We start from the raw sequence: 24,696 nt of genomic DNA on the forward strand, positions 1-24,696 counted from the left end.
AGCGACGTCGAGACCAACACCGAAACCAACACCGGCAACGACGTCGAAAGCGACGCCGAATCCGACGGACCCGACATGAGCGGCGGCCTCTTCGGGTCCGACACCGACAGCGACGTCGAGACCAACACCGAAACCAACACCGGCAACGACGTCGAAAGCGACGCCGAATCCGACGGACCCGACATGAGCGGCGGCCTCTTCGGGTTCGACAGCGACGTTGAGACCAACACCGGCGCCAACGCCGAGTCCGACAGCGACAGCGAGTCCGACAACGACGTTTACGTGGATGCCGAGTCCAACCCCGGCACCAGCAGCGACGTCGACTCCGACACCGACTCCTTCTTCGACGCCGAGTCCAACCCCGACACCGACGCCACCACGGACGGCACCCGTGGCGCGCCCCCGGCGAACGGCAACACCGACGTCAACCCCGACACCGACGTCAGGCCGAACACCGACACGAACAAGTCCGCGGACACCGACGCGCCGTCCCCGAACACCCAGCAGACCACCGGCAACGGCCCGGCGCCGACCAGGGACGCACCGGCCACCCCGCCGCCCGCGCAGAACGCCCCGCCGGCACCGCCCGCTCCCCCGGCACCGCCCGCTCCGGCCTCGAACCTGAACCCCGACGGCACCCGCAAGGACGTGCCGAAGGTCGGTGCGCCGCCGGCGATGACGCCGCCGACCCCGGAGTCGCACAAGGGCAAGGAAGTCCTCACCGACCAGTCGTGGCGCCACGACCCCGCCAGGACCGCGGAATGGTCGAACCCGAACAACCCGGCCGACCGCAGCACGTGGGCGGACCGCCGCAACGACACCGACGTGCGGACCGTCAACCAGACCGTGCACGACGTCCGCACGGACAGCACGCCGTCGAACATCAAGTCCTACCAGGGACTCATCAACTACGACCTGCGGCGCATCGAGACCAGCCCCGGCAACTTCGTGCAGGAGTACACCGTCAAGGTGCACATCGACCCTGCCGCGAACATGACGCCGGAGGCCATCGCGCAGGTCAAGGAGAACGCCACCAACGGCGTCAACTCCATGCTGAACCAGGGCCACCGGCTGCCCAGCGGTGACCAGTTCCACCTGAACCTCGAGTTCACCGACAACAAGGCCGACGCGCACACCAGCATCAAGGTCGACCCGAACACCACCAACCCGGACCAGACCCACTGGGGCACCGACACGAGCCCCGAGGTCCTGGCGCACGAGACCCTGCACTACCTGGGCATCCCGGACGAGTACAAGGACTCGAGCCGCGTCTTCCAGCAGCACGACACGAACTCCGGCGTGCACCAGAACGACGGCGGCATGATGGGCGCCGACATCCACCTGGACGACCCCGGCATCCGGCCGCGTCACCTGTGGCTGATCGAGAACAACGCCAACAGCCAGGTCGCGGTGCCCGACACCACGATCAACCCGGCCGGTCCCGCGACCGTGCCGCCTCCCGCGGACTGGACTCCCAAGCCCGCCGCGGACAGTACGCCCGCACCGTCCACTCCGGACACCGACAACAACACCCCCGGCCCCGACGTGCAGACGCGTCCGATGCCCTCGGACACGCCGAACCTGCCCGGTAGCTGGGACGTCGACTCCGACGTGGACGCCGACGTGCGGCCCAACAACCAGACGCACCTGCCGAACCTGGACAAGGTCGGTCTGGTCGAGTCGGTGCTGCGCAGCGCCGCGTTCCAGAACACGCCGGTCCCGAACGCGTCACCGGTGGTCGGCACCAGCGACGTCAAGTCCACTGTGGACGCCGTCCTCGACGACGTTCGGCAGAACCCGCAGAACCACAACCACCCCGGCCTGAACCCGCCCGCCCTGTCGAACTGGGTCGCGAGCCAGGTCGACCCGGACACGCTGGCGAAGTTCCACCCCGACCTGGAACCGAACGTGCCCGGCCTCACCGGTGACGCCAAGGTGGACCAGTGGCGGGCGAACCTCGCGAACGACCTCGCGAACGGGACGCCGAAGCGCTGGGACGTCGTCAACGCCGGCCTGAACACCGACGGCATGAAGCCCGGCGACGTCGACATGGTCAACCACGTCACGCAGGAGGTGAAGCAGAACGGCGCGCTGCCGACGTCGCCCGACCTCGTCACCCACGCCCTGCAGACGCCGTCCTGGGCCGACTCCCACGTCGGCTCGCACCTGCCTGACACGGTCGCACAGTCGTTGGGCGTGCAGCTCGTCGTCGACAACAACGGCGTGCAGACCGTCCACGGCCCCGCGGGCGCGCCGCAGGTGCAGGTCTCCTCGCAGAACGGCACGTTCGGCGCTCTCGGCGGCCCGACGCCGCAGGAGGTCCGCGCCGGCATGGAGGCCTGGCTCGGCGGCAAGTCCTCCGCGGAGGTCAACCAGACCGTCGGCGACCTGTACAAGGGGCGCCAGGACAAGGGCCTGTACGACGCGGCGCAGAAGATCCAGCTGATCAAGCGCGCGGCCGCGCACCCCGGCGGTCCGCAGGTCTTCACGAACGACCTGATGCAACGGTCGGCGGACCTGCAGAACCGGATCGACGACGCGAAGTCCAAGGGCTCCTGGAAGCCCGAGGCGATGCAGAACCCGCAGGAGCAGGCGCAGACGGCCGCCATCAAGGAGCAGGTCGCGACCCTCACCGATCTGCTGAACAACACCAACAGCCAGATCGACACCCTCAACGCCGAGGGCCCGAACGTGGGCATGACCCACATCATCGACACCCAGGTCGCGGGCCCGAACGCGGACGGGCTCGCGAGCATCAAACCGAGCGTGCTCCCCCAGCTCGACGCCCACCTGACCCAGCAAATCGCGGCGGCGGAGAACGCCGGGTTCGACGCGCAGAGCCTCAAGGACCTGCAGACGCGGGTGCAGAACGAGGCGGACGTCCGCAAGGTGCTCTCCCACGCCTCGACGCGCGGTCTGGACGGGTTGTCCACCCAGCTGGAAGACGCCAAGGTGGCGTTGGAGAACTACAGCGCCGGCAAGTCGGCGAACACCGGCGTCAAGGGTCTCCTGACCCGCATGTTCGGCGGCGAGGTCGACACCTCGGTCGACTTCGACCAGAAGATCGCCGAGGCCGAGGCCCAGGTGCAGCGGACGGAGCACAACCTGTCGTTCGTCGGCAACCCCGACTACGACAACCGCTTCGCCAAGGCCGCGGACATGTACGCGAACATCCAGGCCACGCAGGCCAAGATCGAGCAGATGAACGCGGACATCGAAGCGCGCGCGGAACGCCTGCGCGACCTCGATGCCAGGACCCGGGAGTTCAACAACCGCCAGTTCGAGCTGGAGCTGGAACAGCGCCGCCAGGAGCTGGCGAACGAGGCCGCCCTCAACGGTCCCGACTCCGACGTGCAGTCGGACGTGCAGTCCGATCTCGACGTGCAGTCGGACGTCGACGTGCAGTCCGATCTCGACGCGCAGCCGGGCAACCGCGGGCTCGACCCGCGACAGGAGTTCGCGGCGTTCAGGGCCTCGCTCTTCGGCAAGACCCCCGCCGAGCTCGCCGACCTCGCCGTGCAGCACCGCAACGACCCGTTCCACGTGCAAGAGATCAACCAGATGTCCCGCAACCTGGAGATCGCGCAGAAGCCCGGTGGCATCCAGCAGCATCTGAGCGACCTCCAGACCGAGATCAACGACAACCACCGCAAGGCGACCGACCTGAAGCACGTCACCGACGCGCTTCCGGACATGTTCAAGTCCGAGCTGATGCGCACGGACCAGGCCGAGCGCCAGGCCCAGCAGCAGGAGCTCAGGCAGCAGCAGTCGCAGCTCTCCAACGAGCTGATGACGCTGCAGTACGACCGCAAGGACGCGCTGACGACGTACGCGCTGAACCTGCCCCCCGACGATCTGGACGCTCCCGGCTGGCAGTCGGTGACGCCGCAGGACGTCGAGGTCCTCCAGGACCACGTCACGGACCTGATCCGCGACGCACGCATCGGTGGTCAGCCGACCCCGGAGCTGGATCGGCTGTACGGCCAGCTCCAGGACCTCCAGCTCACCGACGCCGCAGTGCCCTACCGGCCGGAGACGCCGCCGGCCGGAGTGGACGACGCCTCGTCCGTCCACTCGGACAACGACGCGCCGGCCCAGCCGGCCGGCGACGTCCGGGACCGCGCGGCCGACCAGAACCAGCAGGTCGGGCAGGCGCAGCCCGCACCGGCGCCCGCGCCCCGTGCCGAACCGGGCCCGTTCATGCAGGACCCGTCGGCGCGACCCTCGAACCCGGACGTGGACCTCGTCGTCCCCGGCGGCTTCGGTCCCGTCCAGGAGGGCACGCCGGCGCGGTCGTTCGCGGCGTCGCTGTACGGCCTGGACACCCCGGCGCTGCGTGAGATGCAGCAGAACTCGGCGTACAGCAACAACCCGGACCGTGCGGCCGCGATCCAGAACGCGATCGACATCTCCCGCCACGCCGGTCCCCCGCACATCTACGACCAGCGAACGCAGATCGCCGAGCAGGGCCTCGCCAAGGCCAAGGCCGACAGCACCCGGTGGAACGCCGCCGACATGGTGCCCGACGCTCTCAAGACCCAGTCGATGCTGGACGACCAGGCAGCCCGCCGCGAGCGGGCAGGCCGCGACGTCCAGTGGCAGCAGAACCGGGTCGACCAGTTCACGAACAACCGCGACGCGGCACTCACCACGTACGCGCTGCAGCAGCCCGCCGACCCGAACTCCTACGGCTGGCGCCAGTTCAGCGACGCCGACATCGCGTCCGTGCAGACCCACCTGGACCAGCAGATCCAGGACGCGCAGGCGGGCGGCCACAACACCGGCCACCTCGAGGCCCTCCGCGAGTTCACCAACGAGGTCCAGGCAGCGCGCCAGGAGGCGGACGCGGACACGCGCCCCGCTCCGCCCGCGCCCGACACGGACACGCGGTCGGCCCCCGACGCGGACACCAACGCCGACGTCGAGACCCGTCCCGCGCCGCCGAAGCCGACGCCGAACCCGGTCATCCCGATGACCACCGTGGCGCCGCAGCCGGTCGGCCAGGTGCCGGACACGAACCTGCCGAGCTTCTTCCAGGACAACAAGGCACTCGGGTCGATCACGCCTACCGAGGTGCGCGGCGCGGACGCCGTCGTGGCCGAGATCCAGGGCCTCAAGGCGGACGACCAGGCGCGCATCAAGAACGCGATCGAGAACGACTTCGAGACGTTCCTCGACGGTGGCCGCAACTTCCAGGTGAAGATCGGCAACGCCTGGTTCGAGGCGAACATCCGCGCCGAGATGCACGCGAACGCCGACACCAACGTCGCGACCGACGCCGACACCAAGGTCGACAAGAACTACCAGGCCGCCACGTCGACCACCACGACGAACACCATCTCCACGTCGAACGACGTCGGCGCCTCGGCCACGGCCGGTGTCGCGATGGGCCCGTACGGCACGGCGGGCGGCAAGGCCGCGCTCGCGACGCCCGCGGTGTCGCAGTCGAACACGAACAGCACCACCGAGCAGCGCGCGATCAAGGGATCCGACGACGGTTCCAAGAAGGTCACCGTCCCGGTCTCCTACGAGATCACGCTGACCGACGCGTCCGGCAACCCCAAGCAGTTCTCGACCCTGAGCACCGGCCCGGACGTCACGCTGCAGATCCCCGCGGACCTCAGCACGATCACCGACTCCGGCAAGACGTCCGACGTGAAGAAGCCGGACGACGCCGCGTGGGGCACGAAGCTCGAGAACGCCGTCCCGGAAGCCGTGGTGGTCAAGGACTCCGGCAAGGCGTTCACCGACGTCGCGGCCGGCCTGCACCCGTCCATCACGAAGGTCGGCTCGCCCGGCCGCGAGGCTCTGCAGAACTTCCTGAGCCCCACCTCGATCCGCAACAACCTGCCCTCGATGCTCGGCGGCTTCGTCACGTCCCCCGACCTGCTGAGCCCGCACGCCAGCAAGGCCGGCGCGGTGCAGATGACCGCGACGCTGAAGGAAGCGAAGCTGGTCGGCACGCACGACACGGCGCCACTGGACCTGAAGGACACCTCGTCCTGGGGCAGCAGTGTGTCCGCGTCCACCAAGACCGGGTTCGACGCCACCGTCGGAGGCGGCGGCAACATCGGCGTGCCCGGCCAGGTCGGCGGCACCGTCGGCGCGACCGCGACGTACTCCGCGCGCACCGCGGAGGGCGTGAACGCGGGGTCGAGCAGCAGCCACAAGACCGGCATCGGCGTGAAGAACGAGACCGGCATGTACGAGGTCACCGCCGAGGTCGAGGTCCGCACCCCGTCCGGTGAAAGCGTGAAGATGGAGGTCACCACGCACATGCGCATGGGCCTCCACGAGGCCGGTGCGGTAGGCCTGCCCACTCCGGACGGCACCAGGAACTCGATCACCGACCCGGCCACCGCCGGCACGAAGTTCCTGCCGCCGTTCGTCGCCGACACGATCGCCGCCGGAAACGCGAAGGTCGGCGAGTTCACGCCGGCCAACAAGGTGCAGGGCCAGGTCGAGGGCGCGCTGAAGGACATCCCCGGCATGGCCAAGTTCCTGCCGAAGTGGAACAACCCGGACGCGAACCCGCGCAGCAGCAAGGGTCAGGGCTTCGCCGACGTCGCCGAGCAGCTCGCGAACCAGCGCAAGATCGCGGCGACGCTGTCCCCGGCCGCGTTGAAGGCCAACATGGACAGTCTGCTCGGGCCGGGCGTCTCCGTGCAGCTGAAGAACTCCGGCAAGACGACCAACACCTACGTCAACGTCACGGTCAAGGCGAAGGTCAGCAACCCGAAGCACCTCGGCCAGGCCGACGCGCGCCCGGTCAGCGACTCGACCACGACCGGTCCGAAGCTCGACGCCAGCACCAGCACCACCAAGGGCTGGACCGGTGGCGTGCAGGGCAGGGTCAACATCCCGGTGAAGACCGGCGTCGCCTCGCTCACCCCGATGCCGCAGGCCGGTGTGTCCTACAGCCACTCGTGGACGGACAAGACCGCGGCGGGACCGGCGGTCAGCGCCACGTCGTCGAACCCCGGCAGCCCGGACGCCCAGGTGTTCCAGCAGGACGTCGAGTTCGAGGTCGAGATCACGACCTTCACCCGGCCCCGCACGTGGGTGCGCAACGTCGTGCCGGGAGCACCCGGCCAGCAGGCGCCCGAGGTGACGACGGTCGCCAAGACCGGCGCCGGCCTCGACAAGATCGACGGCAAGGTCAACCTGTGGGTGTCGGACGGCTCGACGCTCAAGAACGACCCGGGCGACGGCTTCAAGCCCGGTGACCCCAAGCCCACGCAGCTCGAGAACTCCCCGACCGTCAAGGACCTGCTCAACCCGAAGGACGCGCGGCCGAAGTCGCCGGAGTTCCTCAACGTCGAGGCGGTCGCGAACACGACCGCGTTGCGCGACCAGGCGATCGACGCGCTCAACCGCGCGGCCAACGGCGACTCGTCGCTCACCACGCCGGGCACCGCGTCCCGTGCCCAGATCGACAAGATGTTCGCCCCGGAGAACATCAAGGCGAACCTGCAGCGGCTCATCGAGACCGGCGTGCAGGAACAGGGCCTGAAGTACGACCGGCGCGTCACCGACCGTTCCGGCGCCATCGGCATGTCCGTGAAGCTGGGCGAGGCGAAGCTGGTGTCCATTTCGGACACCACCGGCTCCGACAACTCGGTCAGCGGCGGCTACAAGGCCGGTTCGTCGTCCTCGACCAGCCGGTCCGTCGACCTCACCGCGGGCATCAACATCCCGGTGCGGCCGAACGTCACCCCGCCGCCCGCGGGCACTCCGTCGAACCCGAGCGGGTCCGGCGGTGCCGCGGTGACCGGCAAGATCACGCCGTGGTCGGACAGCAAGACCACGTCGAACGAGGTCGGCGGCAACGTCGACCGCGGCCGGACCACCCCCGGTGACGCGCGGACCGTGCTGGTCCAGGTCGACGCCGAGTTCACCATCGTCGGCGAGAGCCGCGCGGGGAACTTCCTGCACGGCGGCACACCGAACGCCGAGGGCGTCAAGGTGGACATGCCGAAGTCGGTGTTCGTGCGGGTGTCCGAGGACGTCGCGCGCGAGATGGGCGTGCTGCCCAAGGTCGAGTCGAGCGTGCCCAAGCCGGACTTCCCGAAGATGGCTCCGCCGTCGACGGTGGCGACCAACGAGCCCGGCGCACTCGGTCTGTCCAATGTGGAGTCGGTGCCGAACCTCTCCGGCGTGGTCAACAACCTCACCGGCGAGCTCTCGGCGAAGACCAAGAAGTTCGGCAGCGACTCGCTGATCCCGGACTCGGTCCTCAAGGACTCGATGAGCAACCTGCAGCGCATCGTCGACCTCAACTCGCCGGCCAGCGTCAAGGCGATGATCGACAGCGCGCTGGACGGCGGCGTTCCGCTGCTGGTGCACCAGCCCGGCACGTTCGGCAAGGACTCGTACCAGGTCACGTTGCGCGCCAAGGCGGGCACGCCGCAGTTCGACCAGGTCGTCAACGACGGCGTGGACATGTCGCACAACGCCGGCGGCTCCCGCAAGGAGAGCGACGGCGTCGGCCGCGGCTCCGGCTGGGGTGCCGGCATCAGGGCACCGGGCCTGGCCTCGCCGGGCAGCGCGAACCCGGCCGTCTCGGGCACCGCGGGTGTCAGCGCGGGCGCGAACATCGGTGGCAGCAAGAGCAGTTCGGTGACGACCTCGACCAACGAGGCGTTCAGCCAGACCCGCACGGCCAGTGGCCCGGCGGCGCAGTACACCGTGCCGGTCGAGTTCGAGCTCGTCGTGGAGAAGGGCAACAAGCTCGTCGCGAAGGCGGAGAGCGGCCCGCAGGAGATGAAGGTCCGCACGCACGCGGACAACCAGAAGATCTCCCAGCCGACCACCGGTCACGGGAATCCGCAGCCGTACATGTCCGCCGCCAGCAAGCGCAGCGGCGAGTTCGGCACTCCTGAGGCGACGTTCGCGTTCCAGCAGGACACCCGTGCCTCGCAGCTGCCGCCGACCGCGTCGGTGGAGAACCTGCGCGGTGCCAAGGACCTGCGCGACGCCGCGGTGAAGGCGATGACGGACGCCGGTGCGGGCAAGGGCCTGACCGGCAAGGGCACTGGCTCGCTCAACGCCCTGTTCTCCACGCTCAGCCCGGAGAACCTGCAGCCGCACCTGCCGTCGATGCTGTCCGGCCCGCTCGACGTGCCCGGCCTGAAGGAGGCCGCGCTGACGTTCGGGCAGGACGCCGACGTCAAGGTCTACGCGAAGCTCGTCAACCCGCAACTCGGGTCGCTCAGCGACGATGTCAAGATCGAGACCCCGCTCGCCACGAAGACCACCGAGACCTCCAGCGAGGCCAAGGTGTCCGAGACCGCCGACGTGTCGGTCGGTCTCGCGCAGGGCGGCGCGGCGGTCAAGCAGGGCACCGACCCGAAGGACACCGTCAACTTCGGCACCGGCGGTGTCGAACTGCGGCACGCGGGTGAGGACTCCTCCGCGGTGTCCGGCGGTCCCGCGCAGGCCCAGGGCGGCAACGTCAAGCCGAAGGACGCCTCGCGCACGGGTCTCGTGCAGTTCGACGTCGAGTACCGCGTCGTCGCGACCATCGGCGGCAAGACCTCCGTCGTCGACCTGTCCGTGCCGAACTCGGCCGGCGTGCGCGTGCCGGCCGCCGAGATCAAGAATGTGCTGAAGCGCGATCACGATCTCAGCGACTCCTTGAAGGACGCCCAGACCGACGTCAAGAAGGCGGCCGACGACTGGCGGACCGCGGAGAAGGACGTCGAGAAGGCCCGCCACGACGCCCAGGACGCGATCAACGAGGCCGCGGCCGTGCTCGCGCGGACCGACCAGAAGCTGGGCGAGGCGTCGACGGCGCTGAACACGGCGATCGACGCGCACCTCGACGCCGAGGCCAAGGTCGCGCCGGTCCAGACGGCGTTCGACAACACGATCAGGGACGCGGGCCGGACCCGTGCCGCGATCAAGGACCTCAACGCGCAGGCCGTGTCGCTGAGCCAGGACGCGCAGATCGCCGACAACGCGGTGAACGACGCGCGGGACAACGGTGCGCCGCAGGCCGAGATCGACCGGCTCACGCAGGAGGCCGACGCGGCGCACACCGCGCTGGCCGACGTGCAGCAGCAGATCGCCGACGCGCGCGCGGAACTCGACGTCCAGCGTCAAGCCGCCACGGACGCCCGCACCGACCTGCAGGGTCCGAAGGAGGCCGCGGCCAAGGCCGAGGCCGCCCGCACGGCCGCCGAGGACGCGCGCCAGAAGCTCGTGAACGAGCAGACCGCGGCCGAGCAGGCGATCAAGGACGCGGAGACGAAGCTCGACGACGCCCGGCGCGAGGCGGACGCCAAGCAGAAGCTGTGGTGGGACGCCAAGGCCAAGGTGGACAACGAGGTCGACGCGTTCAACACCGCGGCGAACACCCCGCCGCCGGTGCCGCCCAAGCCGACGACGACCACCACGACGACCTCGAACGTCGACGAGCGGCCGTTGCCGCCTCTGCCGCAGGAATCCTCCGTGGCCGAGACCAGCCGCAGTGGCGCCGAGACTCGTCCCGCGCCGCCCGCGGCACCGCCCGCTCCCCCGGCGCCGGACACCAGGACCGACGCGCCGAAGAAGATCAAGAGCGGTGGCGCGCCGCCGAGGATGACCCCGCCGACCCCGGAGTCCCACCAGGGCAAGGACGTCCTCACCGACGAGTCGTGGCGGCACGACCCCGCGAAGACCGCGGACTGGTTCGCGCCGAGCAAGCCGGCCGACCCGAGCACGTGGGCCGATCGCAGGGCCGACGCGAACGTCAAGACGGTCGACGTGGTCGTGCACGACGTCCGCACGAACAGCACGCCGTCGAACCTGAAGTCCTACAAGGGCCTCATCAACTACGACCTGCGCCGCATCGAGACCTCGCCCGGCAACTTCGTGCAGGAGTACACCGTCAAGGTGCACATCGACCCTGCCGCGAAGACCGACCCCGAGACCGTCGCCGAGGTCAAGCAGAAGGCGACCAAGGGCGTCAACGATCTGCTCAACCAGGGCTTCCGGCTGCCCAGCGGTGACCAGTTCCACCTGAACCTGGAGTTCACCGACAACAAGGCCGACGCGCACACCAGCATCAAGGTCGACCCGAACAACCCGAACGTCGACCAGACGCACTGGAACGCCAAAGCCACCAAGGAAATCCTCGCCCACGAGACGCTGCACTACCTCGGCATCCCCGACGAGTACAGCGACACCACGCGCGTGTTCCAGCAGCACGACACCAACTCCGGCGTGCACAAGAACGACGGCGGCATGATGGGCGCCGACGTCCACGGCAAGGAGCCCGGTCTGCGGCCGCGGCACCTCTGGCTGGTCGAACGCACGGCCAACAGCCAGGTCATGGTCCCGGACACCAGGCTGGACGCGCCGGGCCCGGCCATCACGCCGCCGAGCACGACGCCGGACTCCACACCGGACGGGGACACCCGTCCGGTGGCGACGAAGCGCGATCGTTCCCCCGAGAGCGACAGCAACCCTCCGGTCGACGACCGCACCACCAAGAAGAAGCCGGAAGCCGACCGCTGGACCAACACCGAGGCCGGGCCGAGCAACACCGACACGGCGATGGACGTCGACTCGGACGTCCAGAGCGACTCCGACCTCGACAACCTGGCCGCGGAGCTGGACAGGCTCTCGCTGGGCGACGTCGACTTCGCCTACAACCCCGCGTTCGCGAAGCTCGCCAACGGTGTCGAGGTCGAGCTGCCGACCAGGGAGAACTACCTCGGCAACCTCAAGAAGAGCGTCGAGGAGGGCAGGCGCCCGTCGTTCGTGGTCAACATGATCGTGAGCCACAGCGCGCTGAACGACCCCAAGGCCGACATCAACAAGGTCATCGACGCGATCACCAAGGACGCCGGTCCGCTCGGCAAGGACATGGTGTTCGTGATCGGCGTGAACGGCCCGACCGGCGCGGACGCGATGATCGAGAGCCAGATCGCCAAGGCGAACAACGACGTGGCGAGCCGGAAGGAACCGATCGCCCTCGTGCCGCTGCCGACCTTCGTCCCGAAGGACGGCTTCCCGTTCGGCCGCATGCGCAACGGCACGATGCACAGCTCTGCCACGCAGTTCGCCATCGGCGCGATGAACGGCAAGGGCACGCATCCGTACATCTCGTTCCAGGACTTCGACACCGGCTCGCGCCAGGTGCAGACGCCGGACGGCGCGCCGCCGAAGGACATCTTCACCCACGTCGCCGAGTCCATGGGCTCGGACGCGGGCCCGATCCGTCCGCTGCTGTACTCGGGCGGCTACCGCGTCGGTGACCCGGCGAAGCTCGTCACGGACACCCAGGCGCGGATCGACGCCGAACGGGCGTCGGTCAAGAGCGATCCGAAGCTCACGCCCGCGAAGCGCAAGAAAGCGCTCGACGCGCTGAAGGTCGCGCAGGACTACCTCGCGAAGCCGGAGTTCGCCGAGAAGTTCCAGCAGGCGATGAGCGACGACATGGACGCGCGGAGCCGCCAGAAGGACTCGGCGCCGCTGCTGCCCTACTCGCCGGAGCCCAACCTGTTCATGGACGCGGCCGTCGCGGTCGTGGACCCGGACGTCAAGTTCAGCGACGGCGGCAACGAGTTCGGCGACCTGAGCGACTCGATCAACGAGTTCGCCGGCAAGGAGCTCGTCGACCTCCACGAGAACGAACTGCCCGCCCCGCCGAAGCCCAGCGAGTCGCTCGCCGAGGCCAAGGCCCAGTTCGAGGCGGACATCGCGGCGGAGGGCCGTACACCGACCCCGGCGGAAACCGTGACGCTGCAGCGGTTCCAGGCCGCGATCGACAAGGCCGAGGCGGACGTCGCCCAGCTCAGGTCCGAGGTCGAGGCGACCTACAAGGCCCAGCGCCCCGATCTTCCGCAGGCCACGATCGACTCGGCCGTCGAGGCGGTGGTCAACGGCTCCCTCACGAAGAACACCATCGAGTCGGCCATCGACGTCGACATGAAGAACAACCGCAACCCGTACCGCGGTGAGAACTTCACCAGCGACTTCGTCAAGGGCGCGGTCGGCACCGACCTGTCCCGCCTCGCGCTCGGTTTCGCGAAGACCGAAGGCAAGCAGTGGCCGCAGTCGCACGTCGCGCTCACCTCGGTGACGAACCGCGCGTACGGCGGCCTGCCGGACGCGGACGGCAAGGTCGACAACAAGGCGGACCGGGCGGCGAAGGCCGACGCGTCCGGCGCGAAGATCCGCGACGGCTACGGCGACAAGAAGCCCAGGGCGAACGGCGCGCCGAACCCCGGCAACAAGCCGCACTCGCGGCGCGAGGCCCAGCAGATCACCCAGCACACCTACAGCTACGACCCGCAGACCGGTGTCCGCACCGAGACGGGCACGTCCGGCGGCTGGCAGCCGTCCAAGCTCGACGCGCTGCACCTCGGCTGGGAGGACAAGAACACCCTCGGCGGCGCGATCTCCGCACCGATCCCCGGTCACGGCCACATGGGCGTGGACCCGCAGGTCGACCCCACCACCGTCTACCCGGAGAAGCCGGTGGTGGAGACGCCGGCCAAGGACGAGGACAGCGACAGCGACAGCGACAGCGACAGCGACAGCGACAGCGAGGCCGAGGAGAAGGCTCCGACCAAGAAGGCCAAGACCGAGGACGACGTCCAGCACATCGTTCCCGGTGACAAGCAGCAGAAGATGGCCACGATGCTCAACCTGGCCATGTCGGCCAACACGAGCAACATCACCCGCACGTTCGGCACGCTGGAACACGGGATCCTGCCGATCGCCGAGGCACCGCGCCCCGACGGCCTGTTCAACACCGTGCACGGCGTCCTGACGAGCCAGGCTCCGCCTGCGCCTGCGGCCGGTTCCAGCAAGAAGGGCAAGACGAAGGCCGCTCCGGCGATCAAGACCCCGGCGGAGCTGCGGGCCGGCGCGGTCCAGAAGGCCTCGATCTCGTCGCCCGCGATCAACAAGGAGATCGCGAAGTTCCGCCAGGAACACGGTCTCGACAACGGCCACCTGGTCACCGCGCTCGTCGAACCGGGCCCGCCGTCGGTCACCGACCCCGAGGCCGACCCGTTCGCCTTCGCGTACCCGGCCGACGTCGCCAAGCTCGCCAAGGCGGAGGAACTGGCCGCCAAGCTGCTCGCGACCGAGATCGGCCGTCCGCTGACGATCCACGGCCCGACCGGGCCCACGACCGTCGAACCGTTCTTCGAGCCCCGGCCGGAGACCAACTCCAAGTCGTCCGCCGCGGCCGTCAAGAAGGCGAACACCTGGACGAAGCCGGTGTTTCCGGCTCCGCTGGAGATCGACGCGCACCCGCAGGAGAACGGCAGGAGCAGGTTCACCCGGCACGACCCGGCGAACCCGCCGCGGCCGCTCGACGAGCCGATGGACCAGGACACCCGCCAGGCTCCTCCGCCGCCTCCTGCACCGTCCACTCAGGACGCTCCGGTGTGGACGGCGCCGGAGACCGAGGTGGAGACCGAGGTCGAGACGCGGCCGGCACCGCCGCCCCCCACGCCGAACCCGGCCATCCCGATGACCGTGATCGCGCCGCAGCCCGTCGGCCAGGTCATGCCGGGCACGCAGGCCCTGCCCGGCTTCTTCCAGGACAACAAGGCGCTGGGCACCATCGCGCCGACGGACGTCCGGGGCGCCGAGAACGTCACGAACGCGATCGAGAACCTCAAGCCCGCCGACGCCGCCCGCATCCAGCAGGCGATCACCGGCGACTTCGAGTCGTTCCTGGACAAGGGCCGGAACTTCCAGGTCAAGATCGGCAACAACTGGTACGAGGCGAACATCCGCGCCACCATGCAGGCGCAGACGGCCGTCGCACCGGTGGACGCGCCGGGCGTCAAGGTCGACGCGACCGCGCAGTCGGGCAACTCGTCGTCGGCCACGCACACCGTCGCCACGGCCAACGACATCGGTGGCTCGGCCTCGGCCAGCAACGGGTTCGGCGCGTACGGCTCGCTCGGCGGCAAGGCGCAGTTCGCCACGCCGGCGCAGTCGCAGAGCATGGCGTCGTCGCTCACCGACCAGCGGATCATCCGCGCGGGCGAGGGGTCGACGCAGGCCACGGTGAACGTGTCCTACGACATCACGCTGACCAACGCCAGCGGCGGGCTCAGGCCCGTCGCCACGGTCGACACCGGCACCGACGTCACGCTGCAGATCCCGAACGACCTCGCCACGATCACGAACTCGGGCAACACCTCCGCCGCGGTCACGCCGCCGGACGCCCAGTGGGGCGCCAAGCTCGAACACCCCGCGCCCGAGGCGGTGTCGGTCGACAACCCGGCGAAGGCGTTCTCCGACGTGGCGCGCAAGCTGCACCCGTCGATCGTCAAGGTCGGCTCGCCCGGCCGGGAGGCGCTGCAGAACTTCCTGAGCCCCACCGAGATCCGCAACAACCTCGGCGCGATGCTCGGCGGCGCCTACGTGACGTCGCCGGACCTGATCAGCCCGCACGCCAGCAAGGGCGCCGCGGTGCAGATGAAGGCGACGCTGCAGAGCGCGCAGCTCGTCGGCACGCTCGGCACCGGTCAGCTCCGCCTCCACGAGACCTCCGCGCACAGCAGTGGGGTGTCCTCGACGACCAAGTCCGGTGGCGACCTCAACGCCGGTGCCGGCTTCAACGCCGGTCTGCCGAACGTGGTGGGCGGTCAGGCCGGTGTCACGGTCGGCTACGCCGCGCGCGTCGCGGAGAACGTCAACGCGGGCATCAACACCGCGCACAAGAGCGGCATCCAGCTCAAGGGCGACACCGGTCTGTACAAGGTGACCGCCGAGGTCGAGGTCCGCACGCCCAGCGGCGAGAGCGTCAAGATCCCGGTCACGTCCTACCTGCGCGTCGGTCTGCCCGAGGCGGGTCAGATGGGCCTGCCGACGCCGGACGGCACGCGCGACAAGATCGTCGACGAGACCAACAAGGGCCAGAAGTTCCCGCCGCCCTACATGAGCGACGCGCTCGCCGCGGGCAACGCCAAGGTCGGTGAGTTCGCGGTCGCGTCGGAGGTCCAGACGCAGATCGAGGACGCGCTGCGGGACATCCCCGGCCTGGGCAACTTCCTGCCGAGCTGGAACGACCCGAACGCGAACCCGCGCAGCAGCAAGGGCAAGTCCTTCTCCGACGTGGCCGAGCAGCTCGCGAACCAGCGCAGGCTGACCTCGCAGCTCTCGCCGGCGGCGTTGCGGACCAACATGGACAGCCTCATGGGTCCCGGCGTCCAGGTGCAGCTCAAGAGCAGCAGCAAGTCCACCAACACCTACGTCAACGTGACCGTCAAGGCGAAGGTGACCGGCACCGAGCACCTCGGTCAGGCCGACGCGCGCAACGTCCGTGACGCGTCGTCGACCGGCCCGAAGCTCGACAGCGCGACCAGCACCACCAAGGGCTGGAGCGGTGGCGTCGAGGGCAAGGTCGTCATCCCCGCCGAGACCAAGGCCGCCAAGCTGACGCCGGCGCCGCAGGCCGGGGTGAAGTACAACCACTCGTGGACCGACAAGACCTCGGCCGGTCCGACGGTCAACAGCACCTCGCTGAGCGTCGGCAGCCCGAACGCCCAGGTGTTCCGGGGCGACGTGGAGTTCGAGGTCGAGATCACCACGTTCACCCGGCCGCGGGCCTGGGTGCGGCGGGTCGTGCCCGGCGCTCCCGGTTTCCACTCGCCGGAGCAGCACACGGTCGCGAAGACCGGCGACGGCGCCACCGACCTCAAGCCCATCAAGGGCCCGGTCAACCTGTGGGTGTCGGACAGCTCCACTTTGGACTCCGACCCTGGCAAGGGCTTCGAGCCGGGTGCTCCGGAGCCGAAGACGCTCAAGGACGCGCCGACCGTCAAGAAGCTCCTGAGCACCAGGCCCGCCGAGAAGGCGCCGGACTTCCTGCACGTGGAAGCCGTGGCGAACACGACGGCGCTGCGTGACCAGGCCATCGACGCGCTCAACCGCGCGGCCGGTGGCGACTCGGCGCTGACCGTGCCGGGCACCGCGTCGCGCGCCCAGATCGACAGGATGTTCTCTCCGGAGAACATCAAGGCGAACCTGCGCACGCTGACCGAGACCGGCATCCAGGAGCAGGGCCTCAAGTACGACCGCCGGGTCACCGACCGGACTGGCGCCATCGGCGTCAAGTTCGGGCTGAGCAACCCGAAGATCGTGTCCATTTCGGACAACACCGGTACCGAGAACGCCAGCACCGGTGGCTACAAGGCCGGTCAGTCGTCGTCGACGAACCGGTCGGTCGACGTCACCGGCGGCATCAACGTGCCGATCAAGCCGAACACCACCGCCCCTCCCGCCGGTGAGCCCACGCCCGCCAGCGGTGCCGGTGGCTTCGCGGTGGCCGGCAAGGTCACGCCGTGGTCGGACTCGAAGTCGACCGGCAAGGAGGTCGGCGGCAGCCACGACCGCAACTACGTGACGCCCGCGGGCGGCCGCACCGTGCTGGTGCAGCTCGACGCCGACGTCACCGTGGTCGGCGAGAGCCGCGCGGCGAACTTCATCGCCGGCAGCACGCCGAGGGCCGAAGGTGCGACCGTCAGCCTGCCGAAGTCCGTCTTCGTGCGGGTGACCGAGGACGTGGCGCGGGACATGGGGCTGCTGCCCGACGTGCAGCCGACCGTGCCCAAGCCCGAGTTCCCGAAGATGGCGCCGCCCGCGACGGTGGTCGAGGGTGAGCCCGGCGCGCTCGGTCTGTCCACTGTGGAGAGCGTGCCGGACCTGTCGAACGTGGTCGAGGACCTCTCCACCAAGGTCAACGCGAAGACGGCGAAGCGCTTCGGCGATCCGCTGCTGCCGGACTCGGTGCTCAAGGACTCGATGAGCAACCTGCAGCGCCTGGTCGACTTCAGCTCGCCGGCCAGCGTCAAGGCGATGATCGACAGCGCGCTGGACGGCGGTGTTCCGCTGCTGGTGCACCAGCCCGGCACGTTCGGCAAGGACTCGTTCCAGGTCACCCTGCGGGCCAAGGCGGGCACCCCGGAGTTCCAGAACGTCGTCAACGACGGCGTCGAGATGGAGTCGACGATCGCCGGCTCGCACAAGGTGACCGACGGCCAGGGCCGCGCCACCGGCTGGGGGCTCGGACTCAAGGCGCCGGGCCTCGCCCAGCCGGGCAGCGCGAACCCGAACGTCTCCGGCACCGCGGGTGTCATGGCGGCGGCGAACATCGGGCAGTCCAAGAGCAGTTCGGTGTCCACGTCCACGACGGACCAGTTCGCGAGCTTCCGCGCGGGCAGCGGACCGGCGGCGCGCTACACCATGCCGATCGAGTTCGAACTCGTCGTGGAGAAGGGCGACAAGCTCGTCGCGAAGGCGGAGAGCGGCGCGCAGGAGATGACCGTCCGCCTGCACGCGGACAACCAGAAGGTCGACGGCTCGGCCGCGCCGCAGCCCTACACGAAGGACCAGAACTCCCGCACCGCCGACCAGGGCACCCCGCAGGCCGTCTCCGACTGGCAGCAGGAGGGCAGCCCCTCCGCGCTGCCGCCGGGCGCGTCGGTGGAGAACCTGCGCGGCGCGCAGGACCTGCGTGAGGCGACGATCCAGGCGCTGAAGGACGCGGGCGCGAAGAAGGGCCTGACCGGCAAGGGCACGGGCGCGTTGAACAGCCTGCTGTCCACGCTGAGCCCGGAGAACCTGCAGCCGCACCTGCCCGGCATGCTGTCCGGCCCGTTGAACGTGCCGGGCCTGCACGAGGCCGCGCTGACGTTCGGTCAGGACGCGGACGTCAAGGTCTACGCCAAGCTGGTCGACCCGACGCTGGGCTCGCTCAGCGACGGTGTGGCGCTGGAGAACCCGAAGTCGCAGGTCACCGCGACCAGCACGGACTCGAAGGTCACCGAGACCGGCGACCTGTCCGTCGGTCTCGCGACCGGTGGCGCGGGCGTCAAGCAGAACACCGACCCGAAGGACAACGTCACCTTCGGCACGAGCGGTGTCGAGCTGCGGCACGCCGGTGAGGACGCCACGGCGAACTCCGGCGGCCAGACCGACAACAAGGTCAACAACCTCAAGCCGAAGGCCACGACCGGACTGGTGCAGTTCGGTGTGGAGTACCGCGTGGTCGCGACGATCGGTGGAAAGACCTCCGTCGTCGACCTGTCCGTGCCGAACTCGGCCGCGGTCCGGATGCCGACCTCGGACGCGCAGACGGTGCTGGGCAAGAACTTCAGCCCGGAGCTCACGGCCGCCCAGGCCGAGGTGAAGACCGCCGCGGACGCCTGGCGCACCGCCGAGGTCGAGGTCGACACCAGGCGGCACGACGCGCAGCAGGTGATCAACAACTCGGCCGCGGTGCTCGCCAGGGCCGACTCCGCCTTCACGCCCGTCCAGATCGACTACAACAACGCCATCCAGGCGCACCTGGACGAGCAGGCGAAGCTCCCGGACCTGGAGACCAGGGCCGAGAACGCCCGTCTCGAGGCGCAGCGCACGGTCGACGCGATCTCCGAGCTGTCGCCGAAGGTCGGCGGCTTCGGGGCGCTGGCGATGACCGCGCAGTTCGAGATCGACGACGCGAAGTCTGACGTCGAGGCCAAGGCCACGACGCTGCGGACGCTGGAGAGCCAGCTGGCCGCGACGCCGGGCAACGCGGCCCTGCAGGGCCAGGTCGAGGCGGCGCGGCTGGCGCACGCGAACGCCCAGACGACGTTGCGCACCGCGGAAGCCGCGTTCACCAGTGCGAAGGCGGGAATGCAGGACGCCCAGCACCGGCTGGACGCTGCCAACGCCGCGATCGGCGGCCTGCGCGCGGAGGCCGCCGCCCGGCGCGCGGACCTCGTGGCGCAGCAGCAGGTCGTGACCCAGTTCGAGGCGGCCCGCATCGCGCAGCAGGCCCGTCACGACCAGGCGGCGGCCCAGCTCGCCACCGACCACGCGGCGCAGAAGGCACTCGTCACGGCGGCCGAGACCAGGCTGAACGACGCCCGCACGACCGCGGACGGCCGGCAGCAGGAGTGGTGGGACAAGAAGGCGGCGGTCGACCAGAGGATCGCCGACTACAACACCCCGCCGTCGACAACCACGACGTCGTCCACTCCCCCGCCGCCTCCGCCGGCGCCGGAGACGTCCTCGTCCACCGAGGCCTCGACGAGCACGGATGCCGAGACCCGGCAGGCACCGCAACCGCCGGCGCCGGAAGCGTCGACGAGCAGGGACACCGAGACGTCCTCGTCCACCGAAGCCTCGTCGAGCAGGGACGTCGAGACGCGACCGGCACCGCAACCGCCGGCCGCCAGGGCGACCTCGTCCAGTGAGGCCTCGACGAGCAGGGACGTCGAGACCCGGTCGGCACCGCAGCCTCCGAACGCGCCGTCCACCGAGGCGACCACCTCGTCGAGCACCGGCACACAGGCGCCAGCCAGCGTGCCGGACGTCGTGGTGCGGAGCCATCTCCAGGCGTTGACGGCGGACGCGATGACGAACGCCTCGCCGCTCGCCCACGAGGTCGAGTCGGCGCTGCGGTCGAACCCCGGCCAGTACGTGCAGTCCGAGGCGGGCCTCGACCTGCTGCGGGCGTCGGTGGTGCTCGACACGAGGACCGACGACATCGCCGCGATGATCCAGCAGCACGGTGTCGACCAGATGGCGCGGGCGTTCAACGGGGAGTTCGGCCGCCCGGTCATCGAGTCGGCGCAGCTGGCGCAGTTCGGCGACCTGAGCACGCCGGAGAGCCGGGCCGCGTTCGACGGCTGGGCGCACCGGATGTGGGACACGATCGGCAACACGCCGTCCTACACCTCGAACCCGGACAAGCTCGCCGCCGACATCTTCAACCACGACAAGGGATACAACCGCGGCACGAACTTCGCACAGGAGACGGCGTTCGCGGACCTGGTCGGCGCACCGCCGCTGGCCGACGCCATCGCCGCCACCCCGGTCTACGGCACCGACTCCTACAGCCAGGCGCTGTGGGTGCAGAAGGTGCTGGGCGACGCGGAGATCATCCCGTCCGACGCGATCGTGAGCCCTGAGGTGTTCACGAGGTCCGTCACGGACCACAGGTCCGAGATCGGTGCGGCTCTCGGCGTCGAGGTGACGCCGGAACTGGTCACCGAGCTGAAGGAGCACCTGCAGGGCGACGGCATGGTCGCCGACGACCCGGCCCCGGCCGCCGAGCCCGTGCCGCCGTCTGCTCCCGCTCCCCGCAGCGAGGCCGAGACCCAGCTGGCGGCGTTGACCGACGACGCCGTGGAGAACGCCACCCCGCTGATGAAGCAGGTGGAGGCGGAGCTCAAGGGGAACCCGCAGAAGTACCTGGACCACAAGGCGGGCCTGGACCTGCTGCGTGCCTCGGTGGTCCTGCACACCCGCACCGGCGAGGTCGCGGCGCTGGTCGACCAGCACGGGCTGGAGGCCGTCCGGAAGGCGTTCAACGACCAGTTCGAGCGGCCGATCATCGAGAGCGAGCAGATCGCGGCGTTCGCCGACGACCCCGGCCACGGGAAGTTCGACGACTGGTCGCACCAGCTGTGGAACACCCTCGAGAACAGCCCGACGTTCGCGGCGGACCCCGCGAAGATCGCCTCCGAGATCTTCAACCACGAGAAGGGCTACAACCGGGCGTTCAACTTCGCCCAGGAGACCGCGATCATCGACGTGATGGGCGCGCCGCCGCTGTCCGACTCGATCGGTGAGATCGCGGTCTACGGACCCGACTCCTACAGCCAGGCGCTGTGGGTGCACCAGGTGCTCGCCAAGTCGATGCTCGTCCCGGAAGGTCTCGTCAGCCCGGAGAAGTTCACCCAGGCCGTCACCGACAACCAGGCCGAGCTCGGGCAGGCACTCGGCGTTCCGGTCGACGCCGCGCTGATCGCCGAGATGAAGGCGCACCTGCAGGAAGACGGCATGGTCGACGACGACCCGGCGCCGTCCGCTCCCCCGCTGGAGGCACCGACGTCGACCGTGCCGCCCGCCGACCCGAGTCCGTTGCACAGCACGGAGACGAGCGCGGCGTGGTTCGACCCGCAGAACCCGGTGTCCTCCCAGGCCATCGCGGACGCGCGTGCCACGACCCCGGCCACCAGCTGGGTGCGCGGCGAGGACGGCGGTGTCCTCGACTCGACGAAGGTCGGCCCGCACGGCATCTCCATGAACGCCTGGCGCGGCCCGATCGCGTACGACAACCGCGTGTTGAACGTGGAGGGTGTGCCGGTCCGCGACTTCACCGTCCGGCTGCACCTGAACGGCGGCGACGCCGACGTCCAGGACCGCACCCGCGCGGGCGTCGAGGAGCTGTACAACCAGGGCTACAAGCTGCCCACCGGCGAACAGTTCCACGTCACGGTCGAGTTCACCGACAACCCGGCCGACGCGCACGCCACGATCGACGTCACGAACGACCCGAAGGGCAGGGCCAACCAGCTCACCTGGCCCGCGCACACCGACTCCCGGCGCCTGGCGCACGAGGTCGGGCACTTCCTCGGGTTGCGCGACGAGTACCTGGAGACCGGCGACGTGAAGCCGATCTTCCAGCACCAGGACGGCCGGGGCCGCGTCGTCAACGACAACACCCCCATGACGCAGGGCATCGACAAGGCCGACGCCCGGCTCAAGCCGCGCCACCTCCAGCTGGTGCAGAACCGGATGGAGGCGCTGCAGTCGCACAACAGGCCGCAGCCCGTCGTCGAGGAGCGGTCCGAGCTGCCGCCGCCGAACATGCCCAAGCGCGGCAACGAACATCTCGGCGACGACCCGGCAGGGGACGCGGCCAAGCGCACCCGCGAGGAGCTCGCCGAGCTGTCCATCGAGGACAACGAAGACGTCGAGATGGCCGAGCAGGAAGCCGCGCCGTTCAACGAGAACGGCGTGCACAACGCGGCGTACGAGAACCTGGCCCGGGGCAACGCGCTCGCACAGGTCACCGCCGAGAACTACCTGCAGTGGACGCGGGCGAGCATCGAGGCCAACGAGAAGCCGTCGTTCGTGGTCAGCATGATCGTCCGGGCGAGCGAGCTCGGCCAGCTCGACACCGTGATCGACGGTGTCATGGCCGGCACCCAGGACATGGACGGCCGAGTGGCGTTCGTGCTCGGCGTGAACGGCGCGACGCAGGCGGAGATCGACGCCGCCATCGCCACCGCGACCCCGTCGGTCGCCGGCCGGCCGGAAGCGGTCGCGCTGGTGAGCGTTCCGTACGGACCGCAGGGCTTCAAGTTCGGCGAGACCCGCAACGCCACGCTGGAAAGCGAGGCGCACGTGTTCGCGGTGACCGCCCTGGCCGTTGCCGGAACGCACCCGTACGTCGCGGTCATGGACTTCGACGCGGGCGACCGCACGACCCGCGACGGCGTGCACGTCTTCGACCACGTCAAGCGGCTCACGGACGCCGACGAGGCCGGGCCCGCCGACGGTCCCGACGTCCCGGCGCCGCTGCGGCCGTTGATGATCGGCGGCGGCTACCGGGTCGCCGTCACGCCGGAACAACTGCACGCCGACGTCCTCGACCGCATCAACAGCGACTCGAAGACCACGGACGCGCAGAAGGAGGCCTACCGGGCCAAGCTCGACGATCCGGGCTTCCACGAGCGGTTCGTGCACGTGATCGACGCGGACATGCACGCGCGCCGCACCCAGCAGGGCATCCACCCGTTGCTGCCCTACACGCCGGAACCGAACCTGTTCGTCGACGGCCTGGTGCCGCTGGTGGACCCGAACGTGCGGTTCGGTCCCGGCCAGGCGGAGTTCGGACAGCTCAGCCAGTCGCTCAACCGGTTCTACGCCGCGGAGCTGGCCAAGCTGCACACGCCGGCCGACGCCGCGGACATGGACGCCGCCACCGAACTGGCCAAGGTGGACGTTCAGAACAACCGGCACCCGGTGCGCGGTCAGGCGTTCACGACGGACTTCGTGGCGGGCGACACCGGCACCGACCTGTCCAGGATCGCCTACGGGCTGATCACGGACGGCAAGCTGCCGCAGTCGCACACCGCGCTGCCGAACGTGTCGGAGCGGTTCCTCGACGGCAAGCCCGCCAAGAAGGGCACTAAGTTCGCCGACGAGCGCGACCGTCTCGCCACCGGTGAGCACGCCGTGGTCGAGCCGTTCCTGCCTCCTGCCGACGGGCAGACCACGAACACGTGGAACCCGCCCAGGAAGATGGAGACCCAGCTCGGGGCGCCGCAGAAGAACCGGATGAACCCGGCGGTGTCCGCACCGATGCCCGCGCCGTTCGACCAGATGCAGGCGGGCATCCAGAAGGACCAGAAGGTCGTCGCGGCGCACGGGCTCGTGGCGTCCGACCACGTGAGCAACACGCAGCGGCAGTTGCGGTTCCTCAGCGAGGACGTCCTGGTCCGCCAGCCCACGCCGCCGGTCACCACCAACGGCCTGTACGCGGTCGTCGCGCAGGCCCGCGGTCTCGACCCGGCGACGCTGCGCCAGCAGGTGGTCGGTCTGGCGGCGAGCCACCAGGCCGTCACGAAGTTCGTGGCGGAGTACACCGTCAGCAGGCCGATGCACCAGGGCCACCTGAACGGCGCGCTGGTGGAGAACGCGAACTGGCACATGAAGCCGGACGCCGCCGAGAACGTCGGCGCCGGCAACGCCCGTGACCTGGTCGGACAGCTGATCGCGACGCAGCAGGGCGTCAACATCCGGATCCACCAGGCAGGCGGCAACCCGGTGCTGCTGCGGCCGATGGGCCCGCCGTTCCCCGACACCGTCGACGTCGAGATGGTGATCGACGGACGGCAGGTCACCTACCGGCCGTACCAGCCGCCCGGAGGGGTGCAGCCGGACGTGCAGATGCATTAG

General features: G+C 69.8%; 1 protein-coding gene. It reads left to right on the top strand.

Features of this window, described 5'->3' with window-relative positions; genetic code table 11:
* The first annotated feature begins 75 nt into the window (after positions 1 to 75).
* Positions 76 to 24,696: a hypothetical protein gene (locus tag ACIRG5_RS02570; protein WP_402899002.1), complete on the top strand. Its 24,621-nt coding sequence runs from the start codon at positions 76 to 78 to the stop codon at positions 24,694 to 24,696.

Source organism: Lentzea sp. NPDC102401 (genome assembly GCF_044765805.1).
Taxonomy (GTDB): domain Bacteria; phylum Actinomycetota; class Actinomycetes; order Mycobacteriales; family Pseudonocardiaceae; genus Lentzea; species Lentzea sokolovensis.